The following is a 17,640-nucleotide window of genomic DNA, read 5'->3' as shown; positions in this document are numbered from 1 at the left end:
ATACCCGCATGCTCCGTGGAAGGCGGCCGCAGAGCAACGCTTACAGTCCGGTGTCGAGCCATTTGGGTGGGGCGCCGCGGCGGACCAGGCGGTAGACGACGGTGTTGCGGTTGCCCGAGACCTCGATGGAGGCGCCGGGTTCGACGTAGGCGATGACGTCGTTGTTGGACCCGGGGATCCAGACGCGGCGGCACCCGTGTTCCAACGTTACGTCGTGCCGGTGGCCGATGATCGCGGTGGGTTTGCCGTCGCAATCGAAGGTGCCGCCGAAGGGCAGGTGTTCGAACCCGTCATTGGGCACCACCACCACGGGGGGCAGCGGGGTACATCCGGCTAGGGCGATGCCCAACACCATTGGGGCTACGCCCAACACCATTGGGGCCGCGCCCGACAGCAACCGTGGCAACATCTTCATCGGCAGGGTCCTAGAAGGCGTTGCGGCTGCGAACCTCGCGCAACACCGTCATCACCATGATCTTCAGGTCCAGGGCGATGGACCAATTCTCGATATAGAACAGGTCGCAGGCGACACGCTGCTCGATCTGTTCGACGGTGGTGGTCTCGCCGCGCCAGCCATTCACCTGGGCCCAGCCGGTGATGCCGGGCTTGACCCGGTGGCGTACGGCGTATTGCTGCACGACCTCGGTGAACAGGCGGTCGGCGGCCTTGGTGTTGGGGGCGTGCGGGCGGGGGCCGACCAGCGACATGGTGCCGTTCAGCACGTTGAGCAATTGGGGCAACTCGTCGACCGACAGCTTGCGGATGATCCGGCCGACGCGGGTGATGCGGGGGTCGTCGCGGGTGGTCTGCTTGTCGGCCAGCATGTCGCGCATGTCGTGATGCATCGACCGGAATTTGTAACAGAGGAAGAGCTGGTTGTTGAACCCCATGCGTGGCTGGCGGAACAGCACCGGGCCGGGCGATTCGAGCTTGATCAGCACCGCCGTGAGCAGCAGCACGGGCGACAGGATCAGCAGCGCCGCGACGCCGATCGTGTAGTCCAGCAGGGTCTTTTCCAGCAGCCGCCAATCTTTCAGCGGGGCTTCCCGGACCGAGACGACGGCGTTGCGGCCGATCCCGTGGAATTGAGTGCGGGCGTAGCGCAGGCCGGCCAGATCGGTGGTGAGGACGATGTCGGCGACGGTGCTGGCCAACTGGTCCATGATGGCCTTGATTCGCTCGACCGCCTTGAGCGGCAGGGCGACGACGATGACGTCGATCCTTTCTCGCCTCGACCGCTCCACCAACTCGGCCACCGTGCCCAGCACGTCGATGCCGAGTTGGCTGGGGGGGACCCGGGCGATGCGGTCGTCGTAGATGCCGACGATGTTGAAGGCGCTCGGCTCGTCACGCAGGCGCTCGATGAACTCGTGGCTGAAATCGCTCAGGCCGACGATGGCGATCTTGCGGGCCAGGCGCCCTGCGGCGGTCCAGTATCGCATGATGTACCAGAGCGGAATGCGGCCGAGCCCGATGGCGCCGCCCGCGCAGATCGCCCAGATGAGCGGCCAGATGCGAACCGGGAGTTGGCCCTGATACAGCACGAACAGGCCGGCCACGAGGCAGAATGTCCCGAGCAGCAGCGGCTTGATCAGCAGGCGCAACTGGGTGCTGATCGACTGCATGGCGGTCTGGGCGTAGGCGCCCTCACGCGCCAGGCCCAGCGCCGTGGCCAGGGTGCCGGCCGTTTCGGCCAGTTGGATCGGTCCTTCGGGGTAGGCGCCGTAGAGCCAGGTGACGATTCCGACCGATGCCACGCCGGCCATGCCCAGCAACACCAGGTCCGCCAGCCGGACCAGACCGGCGATGACGGGGAACGATAATGTATCGCCATGCGTGTTTGTGCTGGTCGCCGCCCGTGGTGCGGCGCTGCCGCTCAGAACATCCGACATCCATAAGTCTCCGGGCGTCCAGCCTGCCCGGCGTCCGGCGCGAATGGCGCGGTTCTGGGAGGGGCTGGATCAATGCCGCGGCAGCATCCCAAAAAATGGTAAATGGCGCGTAAGGGCCGGCAACCGGGATCGAGCCCGGCGGCGTTACGGGGCGCGGTCGGCCAGGGCCTCCGCGACCAGGTCGCACTCCTCCGCCGTGCCGACGGTGATGCGCAGGCAATGCGGCAGGTTGTAGGCCCGCATGGCGCGGACGATGATGCCGCGGCGGCGCAAGGCGGCGTCGGCTGCTGCCGCCAGTTCGGGCGTGGCGAAATCGGCCAGCACGAAATTGCCCTCGCTGGGCCATACCTTGATGCTCAGTGCCTCCAGCGCGCCGACCAGCCGGGCGCGCTGGGTGGCGTTGTGGGCGCGGCCTACCTCGACCCAATGCTCCTCCGCCAGGGCGGCGACCCCGGCCTCCTGCGCGAGGAGGGAGACGTTGAAGGGGCCGCGGGCGCGGTTGAGTACGTCGATGACGCCGGGTGGGCCGTAGCACCAGCCGAGGCGCATGCCGCCCATGCCGAATATCTTGCTGAAGGTGCGGGTCATGATGACGTTGTCGCCGGCGTCCACCAGCTTGGTGCCGGGGTCGAAATCCGGGCGGTCGACGTATTCGCAGTATGCGGCGTCGATCAGCAGCAGGACGTCGGGGGGCAGGCCTTGGTGCAGGCGCTCCATCTCCGACTGGGGCAGGATGCTGCCGGTGGGGTTGTTGGGGTTGGCGATCAGCACCATGCGGGTTTTGGGCGAGACGGCGGCCAGGATCGCGTCGACGTCGGCGGTCATGTTGCGCTCCGGCACCTTGATGACCTTGGCGCCGACGGCGGTGCCGCCGATTTCGTACATGACGAAGCCATATTCGCTCATGATGATCTCGTCGCCGGGTGCGGCGTAGGCGTGGATCAGCAATGCCAGCAGTTCGTCCGACCCGGCGCCGCAGACGATCTGTTTGGGGTCCAGGCTGAACCGGCTGCCGAGGGCCTGGCGCAGGGCGTTGCAGTCGCCGTCGGGGTAGCGGTGCATCTCGGTCGCGGCCCGCGCGGCGGCGGCGGTGGCGCCCGGGGGCGGGCCGAACGCGCCCTCGTTGGACGACAGCTTGATGATGCGGTTGACGCCCGCCAGTTTGGCCTCACCGCCGACATAGGGGGTGAGCTTCATGATGCCGGCGTTGGCGCGGGGGGCTGTCATGGCTGAGCAGGTCCTTCGATCGGAACGGCATAGGCGCCCAGCACGATGGGCGGCCGCGTGGTGAATGTCAGCGAGGCGAGCCGCGGGTCGGTCTCGGGCACGAACCCGGCGACGTCGACCAGCACGCGGGCCGAGCCGGCGCCCGGGTCGCGGCGCAGCACCGTGGTGCCGGCGTCGAAGCCGGAGGCGGCGAGGCCCTGGGCGAAGCGGGCCCGGCTTTGGTCCAGCGCCATTTCAAGCCCCAGCAGCGATCGGTCGGCGCCGCTCGGGTCGGGTGGAGCGGCGGAGACGACCAGGGCCTGTACCTTCGGCGCGCCCTCCGGCCGTGGCGCCCAGAAGGGCAGGCAGGCGGTGACGTGAATCCGGGGGTCGTCCTTGTGCAGCAACGCGGTCCACCAGGCGGCGGACGGCTCCTCCCACTCCGTCGGGGCGGGCAGCACGGCGGCGCTGGCGGTACCGGCGCTGATCTCGCCGATGGCCTGGGCGGGGGTGCGGTAGGTGCGGAGCGGAATCAAGGCCCCAAAATGCTCCCGGGCGATCGCCGTATAGGCGCCGCCCGGGTCTGGATCGCAGATCGCAAGGGAATAGGTGCCTTGCAGTGCCGTCATGCCGCCGAGGATCTCTCGCCAGACCCGGACGAGATTGGCGACCGGGAAGCGGCCGGTGTGGTTGCCGACGAGGCGGCGGACGATCGCTGCCTCCCGCCCGGCGCGCAGCGCGACCCGGCCCTTGACCGCCAGTTGGCCGACTTTCTCCACGACCTGCGCGCGCTGCACCAGCATGGTGTGAAGTTCGTCGTCCAGCCGATCCAGCTCGGCCCGCAGGGAAGCCAGGTCGGTAGGCGCCCCAACGGGCGGAACGGTGCTTGACATGGGATGGGAATAACCCGTGGCCTGGTCTGCGGCAAACCCAGTTGCTCCTTCGCAGGCGCATTGCCATACAGGTTGGCGTGGATCATCCAGAACCCTTCCCCGCCGTGAACCACCAGCACGAGCATTTTGCCGAGCCGTTCGCGCTCGATTGCGGGCAGACGTTGCCGGCGATGGATGTGGCGTATTGCACGTATGGGACGCTGAACGCCTCGCGCAGCAATGCCGTGCTGGTCTGCCATGCGCTGACCGGGGACCAATATCTCGCCGAGCGCCATCCGCTGACGGGGCGGGGTGGATGGTGGGAGGTGGTGGTCGGCCCGGGCCGCCCGATCGACACCGACCGCTTCTTCGTGATCTGCGCCAACGTGCTGGGGTCGTGTATCGGGTCCACCGGCCCGCGCTCGATCAATCCGGCCACCGGGGAGCCGTGGGGCACCGATTTTCCGCCGATCACCATTCGCGACATGGTTCGGGCGCAGCGGCGGTTGGTGGAGCATCTGGGCGTTGCCAAGCTGTTCGCCGTGATCGGCGGCTCGATGGGTGGGATGCAGGCGCTGGAATGGGCGGCGACGTATCCGGAGCTAGTGTTCGCCTGTGTGCCGATCGCCACGGCGCCGTTCCACTCCGCCCAGAACATCGCCTTCCACGAGGTCGGACGGCAGGCGATCTTTGCCGATCCGGACTACGCGGCGGGGCGGTATTGGGAGACGGGGCGGATCCCGGCGCGCGGCCTGGCGGTGGCGCGTATGGCGGCGCACATCACCTATCTGTCGGAACAGGCGCTGACGCGGAAGTTCGGCCGCCGGCTGCAGTCGGGGCCGGACCGGGCGAAGGAGTCGCTGAGCCTGTTCGGCGACATGTTCGAGGTGGAGAGCTATCTGCGCCACCAGGGCAGCACGTTCGTCAACCGGTTCGACGCCAATGCCTACCTGACCATCACCCGGGCGATGGATTACTTCGACCTCGCGGCCGAGCACGACGGCAATCTGTCCGCCGCCTTTCGGGGCACGCGCACCCGGTTCTGCGTCGTGTCGTTCACGTCGGACTGGCTGTTCCCGACCCCGCAATCCCGCACCATCGCCCGCGCTCTGAACCGGGCGGCGGCGAACGTAAGCTTCGTGGAGATCGCGACCGACAAGGGGCACGACGCCTTTCTGCTGGACGAGCCGGATTTCCATCGCACGCTCGGCGGCTTCCTGCGCGGGTGCGCCGAGCATGCTGGGCTCACCTGAGGTGTCTGCGCTGAAGGAGCCGGTGCAGTTCGTCGCCAAGAACATGCGGCTGGACCTGCGGCTGATGAGCGAGATGATCACGCCGGGCAGCCGGGTGCTGGATATCGGCAGCGGCGATGGCAGCCTGATCGAGCATCTGTTCCGCACCCGTGGCTGCGACGCCCGCGGGATCGAACTGGACATGGCGGCGGTGACGCGGTCGGTCGCGCACGGCCTGCCGGTGATGCAGGGCGATGCCGACAGTGATCTGGAGCATTATCCGGACGCGGCCTTCGACTACGTCGTGCTGTCGCGCACGCTGCAGGCGGTGGAGCGCCCGCGCGAGGTGCTGCGCCAGATGCTGCGCATCAGCACCCGGGCGGTGGTGTCGTTCCCCAATTTCGGCCACTGGACAGTGCGCTGGCAGTTGCTGGTGGGCGGCCGGATGCCGATGACCAAGACGTGGCACGTTCCCTGGCACGAAACTCCCAATATCCACCCGTGCAGCGTGCGCGACTTCTTCGAACTGTGCGCGCAGGAAGGCTACGTGGTGGAGCGGTGGCTGGCCGTGGACGAGGCGGGGCAGCGGTCGCCCTGGCGGCGCTATCCCTGGATGGCCAATCTGTTTGGCGAGCAGGCGCTATTCCTGTTGCGCCGGGCGACTTGAACACACGGCCGATCCTGGGGCTGCCGTGTTTGGCCTAGCCGTCGCTGCCCGGTCGTGCGCGGTCCCGCTTGATGCCGGCGCGGGCGGTCTTGTCGTCCAGCCTCCGGCGTTTGCTTGCCAAGGTTGGCCGGGTCTTTACCCGGTAAACGGGCGGGATGGCGGCTTCGCGGATCAGTTCCGCCAGCCGGTCGCGGGCGTCGGCGCGATTGCGCTCCTGCGTGCGGTGGCGGTTGGCGGCGATCACCAGAACGCCCTCCGCCGTCATGCGCCGCCCAGCCAAAACCGCCAGCCGTGCGCGGATCGCCGGGCTCAGCGCCGGGCAGTTCAGGGCGTCGAACCGGAGCTGCACCGCCGTGGCGACCTTGTTGACGTTTTGCCCGCCGGGTCCGGCCGCGGCGATGAAACGTTCCTGCAGCTCGGATTCCTCCAGCCGGATGCGCGGGGTGATCTGCAGGCCGTCCATTCCGCCCTCATAGCGGATGCACGGGCCGGCGTCAGCGTTGGGCGGCGTCAGGGTGAGCAGGGCACGTGCATGGTGGCGATGGTCCAGCCATCCTCGCGCCGCATCGACACGGTGCCGCCATGCGGATCGGCCAGCAGGCGCATGATTGGTAGACCATCGCCCTCCTCGCAATCCGGGCTAAGCTGCCAGCCGTCGTTGCGGACCTGCAGCGTGGTCGAACCGTCGCTGTGGCCGTGCACCAGCACGCGGATCTTGCCCACCAGCCGCATGTGCATGCCGTGCTTGACCGCGTTGGTCACCATCTCATGCGCGGTCTTCACCATCAGGCTGTGCAGCGCCGCCGGGCAAGCGCCGGTGAGTTCGATGTCGGTCTCGATCGTCTGCTCGGTGTCGGCCAGCAGCCGCACTGTGGCGGTGCAGAGGGCCATCAGCCGGTCCCGCAGCGGGCCGGGGAAGGCGGTCATCCCGAACAGCGCATCCGACACACGGGCGCTTAGCAGCACACGGCGCTCGATCTCGTCGGCTAGGATCGCACCGGCAGGGGTGGCGCGCAGATCGCACGCCGCCACTTGGGCGATGATCCGCTGCAGGGCGTTCTTCGTCTGATGCCGCAATTGGCGCATCGCGATGGCGTCGGGGCTCGGATCCTCGTGGCTCATCAGCGCGGGGGCGATGGTCGGCTGGGGCATACGAAGACGAGCAGGGGGAGTGTGTGACATCGGCAACTCCGGCTTAATTTTCACATTAAACGTGGGAAGTTTTCCCACGTCAAGGTTGGCGTGGGGTTCTTTCCCACGATCCCCGTGTTACGGTCAGGTCCTGCCTTTGCTGGAGCGTTCCCAATCCCATGCCGACTGCGCGACCCGCGCCCGAGACGATGCTGGCCCCAATGCGTCGGTTGTTGCGCCCGCTGGTGCGGCTGCTGATCCGGTGTGGCGTCACCTTCCCGGCAGCCGCCGACCTGTTGCGCGCCCTGTATGTGGAAGTGGCAGGCGAGGAGTTGGGCGACGATAACCGCACCGATAGCCGGGTCAGCCTGATGACGGGCGTGCATCGCAAGGAGATCCGCCGCCAGCGCACGCTGCCGATCGACGAGCCGCCGCCGCTGCTGGTTACCCGCAACGGACAGTTGATCAGCACGTGGCTGGGTGCACCCGGCTTCACCGACGGCACCGGCGTGCCGCTGGCGCTGCCGCGTGTCTCCGATGACCCCGCGGCGCCCAGCTTCGAGCGGCTGGTGACCGCGGTAACGCGCGATGTCCGCCCGCGGTCCGTGCTGGATGATTGGATGAGCCAGGGCATCATCACGGTGGACGCCCAGGATCGGGTGCATCTGTCGGCGGCAGCGTTCCTGCCGCAGCCGGGGCGGGAGGAGCAGTTGTTCTATTTCGCCCGCAACCTGCACGACCACATCGCCGCCGCTAGTGCCAACGTATTGGCAGACGGTGCAGCCCCGTTCGTGGATCGCACCGTGCATTACGACCGCCTGACGCCCGAAGCAGCAGCGGAGTTGGAGAAGCTGGCCCGCGAGTCGGCGCAGAAAGTGCTGCTGGAGGTCAATCGCCACGCCATGCGCCTAGCCACCGACGCGCCGGCGGGCACGGCGACCCGCCGGGTGAATTTCGGCGTCTACCTGTTGGCCGAGGACGAGACGCCGGAATGAACCGCGCCGGGTGGCTCTGCCTGGTTGCACTGGTGGGGTGCAGCACCCCTAGTGCGCCGCCGCCAATGCCGGCCGCGGTCGCGTCTGGCCCGACAGCATGCCGGGTGGGGCCGGATGGCGCGCGCCCGATCGCCGATCGCGGGATCGGTGCCACTGGCGTCAAAACGGCCGATCGCGGCATCGGTGGGACTGGTGCACCCCGCCTTGCTGCCCCCGATTTGCAAACAGCGGATCGCGGGATCGGCGGCACCGGTATCATCGGCGTCATCACCGGCTTCGCCAGCGTGTGCGTGGCGGGGGAGGAGGTGGCGCTGCCCGACACGACCACTGCGCGGATCGACGGCAAGGCCGCCAGCGTAGACGATCTGCGCGCCGGGCAGGTGGTGGCGATGGAGGCCGCAGGCCGCGCCGGTGCCCTGCTGGCGCGGGAGATCGTGGTGCGCCACGCCGTCATCGGCCCGGTGCAATCCAACCATGACGGGATGATGATCGTGGCTGGCCAGCAGGTTCTGGTGGGCGATTCCGCCGGCGGTGGCACGGTCGCGCAGCCCGGCCAATTCGTCGCCGTCAGCGGGTTGCGCCAACCCGGCGGGATCATCCTCGCCACGCGGATCGACCCGGCGCCGTCCGGGCCGGTGCTGCTGCGTGGCGAACTGACCCTGATCTACGGCACGGCGCGGGTCGGCGCCCAGGCGGTGATGCTGCCGGCGGGGGTTAACCTGCCGAGCGGTTTCCCCGTGGTGGTAACGGGCGTGATGCAGGGCAGCGTGTTGATGGCCGATAGCGTCGCGCGGGATATCGCGGATGAAAGCCCAGCCGCCTATTTCGGGCCGCAAGTGTCCAACTTCGTGGTGGAGGGCTTCGTCGCCGGGGCGGTGGGCGGATACCTGATCAACCACGAATTCGTGTCCGGCGGCGGCTATGGCGCGGATACACGGGGTCGCGGCATCGCCAGGTTTAGTCGGCGGCCCGAGGGCGGGCTGGCCACGCGAGGGCTCCAAATGAGCGGTGGCGGCGCCGGGTTCGGTGGGTTCGGGCGCGGTTTTGCCCCAGCGCCGACGCCCGGTGGCGCCGGCTTCAACCGGCCGGACGGCGCGGGCCGCGATGGTGTCGGTGGGGGGCAACGCGGCCGTGGAAATCGGGCTGGGTTTGGGCCGCGTTTCTCCTCCCCGGATTCGTCTGGCCAGGACAATGGTGGACCAGCGGGGGGCGGCCAAACCGGCGGGCAAGGCGCCAGCGGGTTTGGCGGCGGTGGATATGGTGGTGGTTTCGGCGGGCAAGGCCCCGGCCGGCGGTAGGCTTACACCCGGGCCAGGCGCACCAGTTCGTTCCGCACGCCGCCGGCATCGGCCACGGGGGCGGACCAGGCGACGCGGTGCACGACATCCTCTCGCACCAGATCGCAGCCATCGACGTCGACCGCCGCCATGCGCCACCCCGGACTGCCGGCGATGCGGGCAAGCGCGTCGGCATGGTCGGCATTGACGTGGGTGAGGATCGACTCCTCCGCCGCCAGCACCGCGCCGACTGCGTCGGGATCGGGCGTGAGTTCGGCGGCGGTCAGGCGATGGGCGCTGGCGAAGCCGCCGATGAAATGGCCGCCTGTTGGGCGCACCCGCAGCAGACGGAAATCGCCCAGATCTGCGTAGAACGCCGCATAAGGGTGGCGGGCGACCCAGCGGGCCTTCATCGCCGGGTCAGGCTCGGGCTCGGCAAGGCCGGTCACCGTCAGGCGTGGCGCGGTTTGGGGGTTGGCGCCATCGGGGTCGCCCATCACCATCAGCGCGCAGCAACCGTCCAGGGTCAGATGCTTCGTATGCGTCGACAGGCCGGACAGCAGCATCAGCAGCGACAAATCCGGCGCCGGGGCGGGGGTGACGAGGGCGGCATAGGGCTGCCCGTCCTCCGCCGTCGCCAAGGTGGCCGACCGGGCAGACCGCAGTAAACACCGGGCATTCCACACAATCGTCTGCCGATCGGGTGAGTTTGCCATTCTGTGTTCTCCGTCCGGTCCGTTTTGCGCCATAATCGGCTGCGATCCTGCTGCACGTCCGTAGAGGCTTACGCCCCATGAAGCATACGATCGCCTTGGTTGACGATGACCGCAACATTCTCACCTCCGTCAGCATGACGTTGGAGGCGGAGGGATTTCAGGTCCGCACCTTTACGGATGGGGAGAGCGCCTTGCAGGGGCTCACCACGAAGCCGGCCGATCTGGCGGTGCTGGACATCAAGATGCCGCGGATGGACGGGATGGAACTGCTGCAGCGCCTGCGCCAACGGTCCAGCATGCCAGTGATCTTCCTCACCTCGAAAGACGAGGAAGTCGACCAGTTGATGGGCCTGCGCCTGGGTGCGGACGACTACATCACCAAGCCGTTCAGCCAGCGCCTGCTGATCGAGCGCATCCGCGCCCTGCTACGCCGGAACGAGAGCAGCCGGGCCGAGGGCTCGGGCGCCGCACCCGGCGGGGTGATGACCCGCGGCGACCTGACGCTGGACGAGACCAAGCATCAATGCACCTGGAAAGGTCACGACATCCAGTTGACGGTGACGGAGTTTCTGCTGGTGAAGGCGCTGGCGGCGCGGCCCGGCATGGTCAAGTCCCGTGACCAACTGATCGACGCCGCCTATGGCGAGAACATCTACGTCGATGACCGCACCATCGACAGCCACATCAAGCGCGTGCGCAAGAAGTTTCGCGCCGGCGAGGACAGCTTCGACCACATCGAAACGTTGTACGGCATAGGGTATCGCTACAAGGAGGTCTAATTGCCCGACATCGGCGTATTGCCGCCGTCCGTCGCCCGCCCGCAAACCGTGCAGCGGCGATGGTTGCCGCCGTTGCTGCGCCGAATCCTGCTGGTCAACGCGCTGCCGCTGGCGCTGCTGGTGGCGGCCCTGCTGTACCTCGACCAGTATCAGAACGGGCTGTTGGAAAACGAGGTGACGTCGCTACGGGAGCAGGCTCGCATCTATGCCGGCGCGCTGGGCGAAAGCGCTGTGCGGGAAACCGATCCGGAAAATCCGCAACTGGTTCCCGACATTGCCCGCCCGCTGCTGCGGCGGTTGACCGACCCGACCCCGAATAGCCAGGCGAAGCTGTACAGCGCCGACGGCCAGGTGATCGCCGATAGCCGGGTGCGAGAGGGTGTCGGTGGCGCGATCAACACGCAGCCGCTGCCGCCCGTCGCCGATCGCGGCCCGTTCGAGGGAACGGTGGGCGCGATCTATGACCGGCTGCTGTCCTTCGTGCCGCACGGCCAGGAAATCGCCACCGTCCAGACTGGGCCGTCGGCCGCCGGGCCGGATTGGCAACCGGACGTAAAGGCGGAACTTAAGCTCAATTCGTCCGACCAGGGGCGGGAGACACCACCTTATATAAGGCGTACTGCCGATAACCGCTTGCTGGTGACGGTGGCCGAGCCAGTGACGCGCAACCGCCACACCGTCGGCATCGTGCAACTGACCCGCGATGCGCGCGAGGTGGATGACAGCCTGGTCGCCATCCGCATGTCCATCCTGGGCCTGTTCGTCATCGCCCTGGTGCTGACGGTGATGCTGTCCTGGTATCTGTCGCTCACCATCGCCCGCCCGATCCTGCGGCTGAGCCAGGCAGCGCGCGACATGCGGGAGGGGCATGGCCGGGCGGGCGCCGTGCCGCCGACCCTTCTGCGCCGCACCGACGAAATCGGCGAGTTGGCGCATGCCCTGCGCGATAGCTCGGAGGCGCTGTGGTCCCGTATGGACGCGACCGAGCGGTTCGCCGCCGACGTGGCGCACGAGATCAAGAACCCGTTGAGCAGTATTCGTAGCGCGATCGAGACATTGCGCCGGGTCGAGGACGCTGCGGCCCAACGACGGTTGCTGGCGATCATCGGCGAGGACGTGGTGCGGCTGGATCGGCTGATCAGCGACATCAGCGACGCCAGCCGCGTGGATGCCGAACTGAGCCGGGCGGAGCCGACCGCGATCGACGTTGTCGGCATCCTGCGCCTTCTGGCCGAGATCGACGAGGCGACGCGGCCCGATGGGGGCGTGCGGCTGGAGGTTGATGCACCGGACGGCCCGATGATGGTGCAGGCGGTGGAAGACCGACTGGTCCAGGTGCTGCGTAACCTGATCGGCAATGCCAACAGCTTCAGCCCCGCGGGCGGTCGCGTCGTGTTGCGCGCGCGGGAGGCTGGGCCGATGGTCGAGGTGAGCGTCGATGACGAAGGCCCCGGCATGCCCGACGCCAAGCTGGAACACGTGTTCGACCGCTTCTACACCGAGCGGCCGCAGGGTGAGCGGTTCGGCCAGCATTCCGGCCTGGGTCTGTCGATCAGCAAGCAGATCGTGGAAGCGTTGAAGGGCCAGATCGCAGCCGAAAACCGGCGCGACGACACGGGCCGCGTGCTCGGCGCGCGGTTCGTGCTGCAATTGCCGAAGGGGTAAGAAACCGCATGACCAGCCTATACGACCTGACCGTCCGGACTTCGGACGGGGGTGCGCAAACGCTCGACGCCTATCGCGGCAAGGTTCTGGTGATCGTCAATACGGCGTCGAAATGCGGCTTCACCCCGCAATATGAGGGGCTGGAGGCATTGTGGCGGCAATATGGGGACGCCGGGTTGGTGGTGCTGGGCTTCCCCTGCAACCAGTTCGGCGGGCAGGAGCCCGGCACGGCGGAGCAGATCGCCAGCTTCTGCAGCACCAAATACGACGTGACCTTCCCCGTGATGGCGAAGATCGACGTGAATGGCGGCCAGGCAGACCCGCTGTTTCAGTGGCTGAAGCGGGAGAAGACCGGCTTCCTTGGCACCTCTGGCATCAAGTGGAACTTCACCAAGTTCCTGGTCGGCCGCGACGGCCGAGTGATTGGCCGCTACCCGCCCTCCACCAAGCCGCAGGCGATGGCGGATGCGGTGGCGGCGGCACTTGCACAGGCGGCCTAGCCTCTGTCACCAAAGCGGCCGCCGCTGCGTTGAGGTGGCATAAGCAAGGAAGTTCGCCGACATGGATGTGACGGAACGCGCGCCGGGCCCAGGCACGGGCGGCGAAAAGGAGCATCTGGCCGCGGCGCGGGAGGAGATGCGTGCCCCCAGCCGGCCCGGCGCGAAGGCGCTCGGTACCCTGGCGATCCTGGCGGTGCTGTACACGCTGTATTTCGCCTCCTCCATCCTGCTGCCATTCGTGCTCGCAATCGTGCTGTATCTCTTGTTGTCGCCGCTGATGCGCATCCTGACCAAGCGAGCGCACTTGCCGCGGGCCCTGGCGGCGCTGCTGCTGATCCTGGGGCTTTTCGTGCTGGTTGGCGGTGTGGGGGCGGCAGTCTCGGTCCCGGCCAGCTATTGGATCGGCCAGGCGCCCCAGGCGCTGCCGAAGCTGGAGCAGAAGCTGAGCTTCCTGCAGGAGCCGATCAACTACGCCCAGCAGGGCTATCAGAAGCTGAACACGCTGATGGGCGGCGCCCCGCCCGACGAGCATGGGCCATCGGGCGGCGCCCCCAGCGTCTCCAGCCTTACGTCGTTTGGCGGCTCGGTGCTCAGTGGCGTGAAGACCATGCTGGGCGACGGCTTCACCATCCTGCTGCTGCTGTTCTTCTTCCTGTCGGCTGGCGACAGCCTGCTGCGCCGGCTGGTCGAGGTGCTGCCGACGCTGGAGGATAAGAAGCGCGCGGTGGAGATCGCTTCAGAGATCGAGGAGAACGTTGCCGGCTATCTCGCCACGATCACCATGATGAACGTGCTGGTTGGTGTGCTGAACGGGCTGTCGGTTTGGTTGCTCGGCATGTCGGATCCACTGCTCTTTGGCACGATCGCATTCCTGTTGAACTATGTGCCGATCATCGGGCCGATGACCGGCGTGGTGCTGTTCTTCGCCGTCGGCATCTTCGCATTCAGCAACCCGCTATTCGCTTTCGTCCCCGCCGGCATCTACCTCGCCATCCACGTGCTGGAGGGGGAGACGATCACCCCCATGCTGCTGGCCCGGCGGCTGACGCTGAACCCGGTGCTGGTCATCGTGTCGCTGTTCTTTTGGGACTGGTTGTGGGGTGTACCCGGCGCACTGCTGTCGGTGCCGCTGCTCGCCGTGGCGAAGATCGTGTGCGACCGCCTGCCGGGGTTGCACGCGGTGGGTCACATGTTGGGGGCCGACAAGCCGCACGGGGAAATGGGCTGAGCATTAACGAAATGCTGCCATTTGCCTGCCCTAGTATGCGCCGATAAGGTCCATTGCATCGACAAGCCGGGGATTCCCGATCGTGATATCACCACGCTGCCTATCCCGTATGCCCCTCGCCGCGCTCGCCCTGATGGGGTTCGTGGGCGGCGCGAAGGCGCAAATCCTGCTCTATGCGCAGCGCCTGCCGGAGGGCACGGTCTACGTTCGCCTGGCCAGCGCCCTGCCGGCCGCCGCGAGTGTGCAGACGGATTTCGCCGGCAAGGTGGATCTGGGTGCCGATGGCGCCAATCGAATCTCGCCGTATTTCGTCGCGGGAAGCGCAGGCGGCAAGACGGTGTCGATGCAGGTGACGGAGGGTGGCAAGACCGCCACCGCCACCTTCGCGCCGAAATCCGGCACGTTCATCACCGTCGTGCTGCACCAGAAGGGCGATGCCGTCACCGCCGCGATCGTGGCTGACAAGCCTGAGTATAACCAGTTGAAGGCCCGCCTGACCTTCTACAACGCGACCGAGGATTGCACCGCCGGGTCACTGGCGGAGGGTTCGGGACGGCCGGTTTTCGCCAACATGCCGCCTGACAGCGTGCAAGCACGCTCGATCAACCCGGTGGCGGCGACGGTCACCGCGGCCTGTGGCGGGGGCAGGGCTGCGCCGCTCAGCCTCGGCCAGTTGGATGCAGGTGGGCTCTACAGTGTATGGATGATGCGGATGGGCACACAGATCACCAGTTTCATGGCGCGCGACACCATCGCCCCGCCGCGCAGTTGAGCCGCATGCGCAGCCTGCTACTGGCCGCCGCCGCCATGGTGGTGGCCGCACCGGCCTGGGCCGCCGGCGATTGCCCGGCCATTCCTCGCCGCAACCCGATGCCGTCCGAAGCGGTCGGCGCGCCTGTGGACGTGCAGCTCTGGCGCGACCAGGTGGCGGCGCTGGATGCCAAGGTTCCCAGCCTGGGTCTCGCGACCAAGCAATTGGTGTTCATCGGCGATTCCATCACCGCTGGCTGGGACCCGGGGATCTTCAGCCAATTCTACGGCACACGCTCCCCCGTGCTGCTGGGCGTGATCGGCGACGTGACCCAGGGTGTGCTGGAGCGTTTGCCGCGGGAATGGAGCGCGATGCGTCCCAAGGTGGTGGTGCTACTGATCGGCACCAACAACACGCAATGGACCAATTCCACGCCGGAAAACCTCTCGCTGGGCGTGGCGGAAATCGTGCGTTTCATCCACACCAAATCGCCCAGCACGAAGGTGCTGATCGTCGGCATCCTGCCCCGCGGGGCCGGCCCGTGGGAGCCGCTGCGCACGGTCAACACCAAGACGAACGAGTTGATTGCCAAATGTGCGGATAATCAAACGACGTTCTACATCGATGTCGGCCGCAACCTGGTGAACGCATCCGGGCAGTTGTCGAACGAGGTCTCGTTCGATTTGCTGCACCTCACCCCGGTCGGCTATGCCCTCTATGCCTCGGCATTGGAGCCGGAGATCAAGAAGCTGATGGGTGATTGATGTGAAGTGGTTGGTGGTTCTGCTGCTGCTCGCAGGCTGTGCCGATGGCGGCGATAACGAGCCCGGCAGCGCGCATGTGCGCCTGAATGGCGTCTATTCCGCGTTCGGCGGGATAACCAGCACCCGCTAAAAGGACGCCCGCGCATGAGGATGCGCGGGCGCTTCGCCTCAGAACTCTTTGGCGCTGCTAACGATGCGGCTCACCAGACCGTAGGCGATCGCTTCCTCGGCGCTCATCCAGTAGTTGCGGTCGGTGTCCAGCGCGACCTTCTCGTAGGTTTGGCCGGTTTCCAGCGCGATTTCGCGGTTCAGACGCTCGCGCATCTTCACGATCTCACGCGCTTCGATCCCGATATCGGTCGCGGGGCCGCGCACGCCGCCCATCGGCTGGTGCAGCAGGAAGCGGGTGTTCGGCAGGCACAACCGGTTTTCCTTCTTGCCGGCGATGAAGATCAGCGCCCCGGCGCTGGCCACCCAGCCAGTGCCAATCACGCGCACCTTCACCTCGGCATCCACGAAGCGGATCATGTCATGGATGGTGTCGCCGCTCTCGACGTGGCCGCCGGGCGAGTTGATGTAGACGTCGATCGGGTCGGTGCCCTCGCTGGCCAGGGCCAAAAGGCGGCCGGTCACATCGCGCGCCAGCTTGTCGTTGATCGCGCCAAAGATCAGGACCTTGCGCTGCTTGAACAGCCGGCTTTCCAGCTCGTTGATCGGCGAATTGAGCGTGCGGTTGTCGCCCGGCTCCTTCGTGTCCGGGCCCAGCGGCTCAGGAACGTCGGGGCTATCGGGCTCTTCGTCTAGTCGGATCATGCTGTCTCCTGCGGGCCGGTAGGCCGAAACATGGGATGGATGGGCGAGAATTTCACCAGGCTTTAGGCTGGAACGCCTTTGCTGGTGGAATATTCGAAGTGCAACGCGGTGTCGGGATGCACGATGGGGTGGATGGCGTGGGCGGCCATCGCCGCCTCGCTGAACCCCTGCAGGATCAGCTTCAGTTTGCCAGGATAGGTCGCGACGTCGCCGATGGCGAACACGCCGGGCACGCTGGTCTGGCAGGTGGCCGGGTTTACCTGGACGTGGTGGCGCTCCAGATCCAGCCCCCAGCCGGCGATCGGGCCGAGATCCATGGAAAGGCCGAAGAACGGCAGCAACCGGTCAGCCTCCAGGAGCTTGGTGGAGCCGTCGATATGCGCCACCTCCACGCCGCTCATCGCCCCACCGTCGCCATGCAAGCCGTGCAGTTGGTAGGGAATGACAAGTTCGATCTCCCCCCGCTCGGCCGCGGCGTCCAGTTGGGCGGCAGTTTCGGGCGCGGCCCGGAATTTCGGGCGGCGATGCACGACGTAGACCTTGGCCGCGATGCCCTTCAGCGACAGCGCCCAGTCGACCGCGCTGTCCCCGCCGCCGGCGATCACCACGCGCTTGCCGGCGTAGTCGTCGCGGCGGCGCACCAGGTATTGCACGGCGCCGCTGTCCTCGAAGGCGGTCAGTCCCTCCAGCGGAGGGCGATTGGGGCCGAACGCCCCGGCGCCTGCGGCCAGCAGGACGGTGCGGGCATGCACGGTGTCGCCCCTGTCGGTGCCCAGCACGAACGCGCCGGACGAACCCTCCAGCCGTTCGACCCGGCGCCCCAGCAGGCGCGGCGGGGCGAACGGAGCGATCTGCTGCTCCAACTGCGCGATCAGGTGCCCGGCGGCGATCGCCGGGTGGGCGGGGATGTCGTAGATCGGCTTCTCCGGATACAGGGCGGAGCATTGGCCGCCCACCTCCGCCAGCGCGTCGATCAGCACCGACCGCAGCTTCAGCATCCCACACTCGAACGCCGCGAACAGGCCGACTGGCCCGGCCCCGATGATCGCCACATCCGTCTCGATGATCTCACCCATAGACCGGGACCCTAGCGCCGGTTTTCCGTCGCGCAAGCATTGGCCGCTGGCGAGCCCGGCGAAGCCCGGCTAAACA

Annotated in this window: 20 protein-coding genes; 11 read left to right on the top strand and 9 right to left on the bottom strand. The window is 67.3% G+C overall.

Annotated features, from left to right (window positions below; translation table 11 throughout):
• Positions 1 to 40: 40 nt before the first annotated feature.
• The 4 genes from GSQ76_RS29505 to GSQ76_RS29490 form a co-directional block, all read right to left on the bottom strand.
• Positions 41 to 415: a DUF3060 domain-containing protein gene (locus GSQ76_RS29505; protein ID WP_158747648.1), complete on the bottom strand. Its 375-nt coding sequence runs from the start codon at positions 413 to 415 to the stop codon at positions 41 to 43.
• Positions 416 to 425: 10 nt separating this feature from the next.
• Positions 426 to 1,892: an undecaprenyl-phosphate glucose phosphotransferase gene (locus tag GSQ76_RS29500; RefSeq protein WP_158747647.1), complete on the bottom strand. Its 1,467-nt coding sequence runs from the start codon at positions 1,890 to 1,892 to the stop codon at positions 426 to 428.
• Between the two features lie 144 nt (positions 1,893 to 2,036).
• On the bottom strand, positions 2,037 to 3,119 hold the full coding sequence (gene hisC, locus GSQ76_RS29495; RefSeq protein WP_158747646.1) for a histidinol-phosphate transaminase: 1,083 nt from the start codon (positions 3,117 to 3,119) through the stop codon (positions 2,037 to 2,039).
• The gene (locus GSQ76_RS29490; protein WP_158747645.1) at positions 3,116 to 3,991 is read right to left on the bottom strand and encodes a chorismate mutase; all 876 of its coding nucleotides are present in this window, start codon (positions 3,989 to 3,991) and stop codon (positions 3,116 to 3,118) included. Before GSQ76_RS29490 ends, hisC begins: the two co-directional genes overlap by 4 nt.
• A gap of 77 nt (positions 3,992 to 4,068) precedes the next feature.
• Between GSQ76_RS29490 and GSQ76_RS29485 the strand changes: the two genes are divergently transcribed.
• Positions 4,069 to 5,223: a homoserine O-acetyltransferase gene (locus GSQ76_RS29485; protein ID WP_158747644.1), complete on the top strand. Its 1,155-nt coding sequence runs from the start codon at positions 4,069 to 4,071 to the stop codon at positions 5,221 to 5,223.
• A gap of 43 nt (positions 5,224 to 5,266) precedes the next feature.
• Complete coding sequence (gene metW / locus GSQ76_RS29480) at positions 5,267 to 5,869, top strand: methionine biosynthesis protein MetW (protein WP_158747663.1); 603 nt, start codon at positions 5,267 to 5,269, stop codon at positions 5,867 to 5,869.
• A 34-nt stretch (positions 5,870 to 5,903) separates the two neighbouring features.
• Here metW and arfB read toward each other — a convergent pair whose 3' ends face one another.
• Positions 5,904 to 6,332 (bottom strand): alternative ribosome rescue aminoacyl-tRNA hydrolase ArfB, encoded by a 429-nt coding sequence (gene arfB, locus GSQ76_RS29475; RefSeq protein ID WP_158747643.1) that lies wholly within the window; start codon positions 6,330 to 6,332, stop codon positions 5,904 to 5,906.
• Between the two features lie 47 nt (positions 6,333 to 6,379).
• Positions 6,380 to 7,051: an ATP-binding protein gene (locus tag GSQ76_RS29470; protein ID WP_158747642.1), complete on the bottom strand. Its 672-nt coding sequence runs from the start codon at positions 7,049 to 7,051 to the stop codon at positions 6,380 to 6,382.
• Between the two features lie 128 nt (positions 7,052 to 7,179).
• Between GSQ76_RS29470 and GSQ76_RS29465 the strand changes: the two genes are divergently transcribed.
• A complete protein-coding gene (locus GSQ76_RS29465) occupies positions 7,180 to 7,995 on the top strand; it encodes a DUF6502 family protein (RefSeq protein WP_158747641.1) in 816 nt (271 codons plus the stop codon).
• Positions 7,992 to 9,293 (top strand): DUF5666 domain-containing protein, encoded by a 1,302-nt coding sequence (locus GSQ76_RS29460; RefSeq protein WP_158747640.1) that lies wholly within the window; start codon positions 7,992 to 7,994, stop codon positions 9,291 to 9,293. The genes GSQ76_RS29465 and GSQ76_RS29460 overlap by 4 nt, the downstream gene beginning before the upstream one ends.
• Before the next feature lie 2 nt (positions 9,294 to 9,295).
• On the opposite strand, the gene GSQ76_RS29455 is transcribed toward GSQ76_RS29460, so the two are convergent.
• The gene (locus tag GSQ76_RS29455) at positions 9,296 to 9,988 is read right to left on the bottom strand and encodes a HugZ family protein (RefSeq protein WP_158747639.1); all 693 of its coding nucleotides are present in this window, start codon (positions 9,986 to 9,988) and stop codon (positions 9,296 to 9,298) included.
• A gap of 77 nt (positions 9,989 to 10,065) precedes the next feature.
• Here GSQ76_RS29455 and GSQ76_RS29450 point away from each other — a divergent pair, with 77 nt between their 5' ends.
• The 7 genes from GSQ76_RS29450 to GSQ76_RS29420 all read left to right on the top strand — a co-directional run bounded on the left by GSQ76_RS29450 (position 10,066) and on the right by GSQ76_RS29420 (position 15,805).
• Positions 10,066 to 10,767 carry a response regulator transcription factor gene (locus GSQ76_RS29450; protein WP_158747638.1) on the top strand — a complete coding sequence of 234 codons (702 nt, stop codon included), beginning with the start codon at positions 10,066 to 10,068 and terminating at the stop codon, positions 10,765 to 10,767.
• Positions 10,768 to 12,432, top strand: coding sequence for a stimulus-sensing domain-containing protein (locus tag GSQ76_RS29445; protein ID WP_408837476.1), 1,665 nt, complete (start codon positions 10,768 to 10,770; stop codon positions 12,430 to 12,432).
• An 8-nt stretch (positions 12,433 to 12,440) separates the two neighbouring features.
• Entirely contained in the window at positions 12,441 to 12,932 is a 492-nt protein-coding gene (locus tag GSQ76_RS29440) for a glutathione peroxidase (protein WP_158747637.1), read from the top strand.
• A gap of 61 nt (positions 12,933 to 12,993) precedes the next feature.
• Complete coding sequence (locus tag GSQ76_RS29435) at positions 12,994 to 14,160, top strand: AI-2E family transporter (RefSeq protein ID WP_158747636.1); 1,167 nt, start codon at positions 12,994 to 12,996, stop codon at positions 14,158 to 14,160.
• Positions 14,161 to 14,242: 82 nt separating this feature from the next.
• Positions 14,243 to 14,932, top strand: a complete 690-nt coding sequence (locus GSQ76_RS29430; RefSeq protein ID WP_158747635.1) for an alginate O-acetyltransferase AlgF — start codon at positions 14,243 to 14,245, stop codon at positions 14,930 to 14,932.
• Between the two features lie 5 nt (positions 14,933 to 14,937).
• The gene (locus tag GSQ76_RS29425; RefSeq protein WP_158747634.1) at positions 14,938 to 15,675 is read left to right on the top strand and encodes a GDSL-type esterase/lipase family protein; all 738 of its coding nucleotides are present in this window, start codon (positions 14,938 to 14,940) and stop codon (positions 15,673 to 15,675) included.
• On the top strand, positions 15,668 to 15,805 hold the full coding sequence (locus GSQ76_RS29420; protein WP_158747633.1) for a hypothetical protein: 138 nt from the start codon (positions 15,668 to 15,670) through the stop codon (positions 15,803 to 15,805). Before GSQ76_RS29425 ends, GSQ76_RS29420 begins: the two co-directional genes overlap by 8 nt.
• A 38-nt stretch (positions 15,806 to 15,843) precedes the next feature.
• Here GSQ76_RS29420 and GSQ76_RS29415 read toward each other — a convergent pair whose 3' ends face one another.
• Together GSQ76_RS29415 and GSQ76_RS29410 are read right to left on the bottom strand one after the other, a co-directional pair.
• Entirely contained in the window at positions 15,844 to 16,488 is a 645-nt protein-coding gene (locus GSQ76_RS29415) for an ATP-dependent Clp protease proteolytic subunit (RefSeq protein ID WP_158747632.1), read from the bottom strand.
• 62 nt (positions 16,489 to 16,550) lie between these two features.
• Positions 16,551 to 17,564, bottom strand: a complete 1,014-nt coding sequence (locus GSQ76_RS29410) for an NAD(P)/FAD-dependent oxidoreductase (protein WP_158747631.1) — start codon at positions 17,562 to 17,564, stop codon at positions 16,551 to 16,553.
• Between the last annotated feature and the right edge of the window lie 76 nt (positions 17,565 to 17,640).

It is taken from the genome of Acidisphaera sp. L21, assembly GCF_009765685.1.
GTDB lineage: Bacteria > Pseudomonadota > Alphaproteobacteria > Acetobacterales > Acetobacteraceae > LMUY01.
The sequence above is the reverse complement of the archived record's forward strand: the minus strand, read 5'-3'. Positions and strand labels throughout refer to the sequence as shown.